Origin of the sequence: Citreimonas sp. (assembly GCF_042096055.1) — a bacterium.
Lineage (GTDB): Bacteria > Pseudomonadota > Alphaproteobacteria > Rhodobacterales > Rhodobacteraceae > Citreimonas.
Genome location: NZ_JBELMH010000169.1, coordinates 1 through 2,541, shown reverse-complemented (window position 1 = coordinate 2,541; position 2,541 = coordinate 1). Strand labels below are relative to the sequence as shown.

General features: G+C 66.7%; 3 protein-coding genes. All 3 read left to right on the top strand.

Translation table 11 applies throughout. From position 1 onward, the window contains the following. On the top strand, positions 1 to 429 hold a 429-nt coding region (locus tag ACFDTC_RS18100), incomplete at its 5' end, for a cobalamin-dependent protein (protein ID WP_375260272.1). 41 nt (positions 430 to 470) lie between these two features. After that, complete coding sequence (ppsR, locus tag ACFDTC_RS18095; protein ID WP_375260271.1) at positions 471 to 1,862, top strand: transcriptional regulator PpsR; 1,392 nt, start codon at positions 471 to 473, stop codon at positions 1,860 to 1,862. A gap of 67 nt (positions 1,863 to 1,929) precedes the next feature. Next, positions 1,930 to 2,541, top strand: a 612-nt coding sequence (gene bchG / locus ACFDTC_RS18090) for a (bacterio)chlorophyll synthase (RefSeq protein ID WP_375260270.1), incomplete at its 3' end; no start/stop codon positions are given.

Genomic DNA, 2,541 nt, shown 5'->3' with positions numbered 1-2,541 from the left:
CCGTCATGGACCGCCGCGCCCAGCGCCGGCGCCGAGGGGCTCAACACGCTGATGATCCAGATGGCCGGCGACACCCACACATTGGGCGCGCATGTCGCCACCTCGCAGCTGCGCCGCATGGGGGCCGCGGTCCGGATCCTGTTCGGACCGGATGCCGACGGGGTGATCGGCGCCCTGCGCGAAGACCGCTACGACCTCGTGATGGTGTCGTGCTCGCGCGCCGAGTCGCTTGAAACTCTGGCTCAGTTGGTTAAACGGGTCAGGCACGGCCTGTCTTCGACACCGCCGATTGCGCTGGGCGGCCTGGTTCTGAACCACGCCGATCGGCTGAAGGACAGGACCGGTGTCGATCTCGTCACCGGGGATGTGAAGGTTGCGTTCAAATTGTGCGATAAGCAAAGAGTGAAACAAAGACCGGGGACACGCTGATGGGCCGTGGCGGGGCCAGTTCGTGGAGCGGCGGCGCTGCCTTGTCCCAGGGGCGGGACTTCCTTGCCAGCCTGATCTCGGCCGCGACCGACATCGCCGTCATCGTCTCGAACGAGGGCAAGGTCCTGTCGCTGCTGATCGGCGCGCGCGAGACCGGCTTCGGCAACCTGTCGCACTGGGAAGGCCGCTCGATCAACGAGTTCCTGACTCGCGAAAGCATCCCGAAATTCGAGTCCGTGCTCGAAGATTTCCGCGCCGGCGAGGTCTCGAGCAAGGCGGTCGAGCTGAATCACACCGACAACGCCGTCTGGGAATTCCCCGTCCGCTACACCTTCCACGCGCTGGGCGAGATCGACGGCAAGCCCGCGCTGGTGATGCTGGGCCGGGATCTGCGGCCGATCGCCGAGACGCAGCAGCAGCTGGTCCAGGCACAGATGTCGCTGGAACAGGGATACGAGGCGCGGCGCGAATTCGACGCGCGCTATCGCCTGCTGCTGCGCACGGTGCGCGACCCGGTGGTCTTCGTTTCGGTTGCGGACGGCAAGGTCAAGGACCTCAACGAACCCGCCGCCGCGCTGCTGGGCACGACGCGCGAGGATCTGATCGGCAGCGATTTCGCGCGCGAGTTCCGCGACCGCCGGCGCGAGGAATTCATCGAGGGGCTGGTCAACACGTCGATCTCGGACAATGCCGGCGCCTTCGATGTGGTGACCAAGCGCAACCGCCACGCGGTCGCGATCACGCCCAATGTCTTCCGTGCCGCGGGCGAGCGGGTGCTGATCTGCCGGCTGGAGTCCGAACAGCAGGCGGCCGTGCGCCACGACGACCTGTCGCTGAACCTCGGCGTGCTGTTCGAGAAGGGCGCAGACGCGATGGTGTTCACCTCGGCCTCGGGCGTGATCCAGACCTGCAACGACTCGTTCCTGGACATGGTCGACGCCGCGCACCTGAGCGACGTGAAGGGACGCAGCCTGGGCGACTACCTGGGCCGCGGTCAGATCGACATGAGCGTGCTGATCGAGAACGCGCGCCGATCGGGTCAGATGCGGCTGTACTCGACCCGCATCCTGAACGAATTCGGCGCCAAGACCGCGGTCGAGATGTCGGTGACCTGGCTCAACGACCGGTCCGAGCCCGAGCTTGGCTTCGTCATCCGCGACGCCAGCCGGGTCGATGCGATCCGGACACCGCAGATGCAGGGGCACGAGGACAGCGCGCGCAACGTGATGGAGCTGGTGGGCTCCGCCAGCCTCAAGGACATCGTGTCCGAGACCACCGACGTGGTCGAGAAGATGTGCATCGAAACGGCCGTGAACCTGACGCGCAACAACCGCGTCGCAGCGGCCGAGATGCTGGGCCTGTCCCGCCAGTCCCTGTACGTGAAGCTGCGCAAGTACGGCCTGCTTCACAAGGACTACGTCCCCGAGGATTGACCGGCTGCGACCGCGTGACCGCGCGGTTTTTGTTGCACCGACTCTGAACGTCGTGTTTGGTTGACACATGAGTGTCAGCACAAGTTTACATTCCCGAACCTTGCCCGATCCCGCAGCGATGCTGCGGCTGATCAAGCCCGTGACGTGGTTCCCGCCGATGTGGGCCTATCTGTGCGGCCTGGTCGCGTCGGGCGCCAGCTTCGGCACGCATTGGGGCCTGGCGCTGCTGGGCGTTGTGCTGGCCGGTCCCATCGTCTGCGGGATGAGCCAGGCCGCCAACGACTGGTGCGACCGCCACGTCGACGCGATCAACGAGCCCGACCGCCCTATCCCCTCGGGCCGCATCCCCGGACGCTGGGGCCTGTGGATCGCGCTGGCGATGTCGGCCCTGGCGCTGGTCGTCGGCAGTTTCCTCGGCACCTGGGGGCTGGTCGCCACCATCGTCGGCATCGCCGCAGCCTGGGCCTACTCGGCCGAGCCGGTGCGCCTGAAACGGTCGGGGTGGTGGGGGCCAGGCCTCGTGGGGCTTTCCTACGAGACGCTGCCTTGGTTCACCGGCGCCGCCGTCCTGTCGCAATCCCTGCCCCGACCCGAAACGATCGGCATCGCGCTGCTCTACGGCATCGGCGCGCACGGGATCATGACGCTCAACGACTTCAAGGCGCTCGAGGGCGACCGC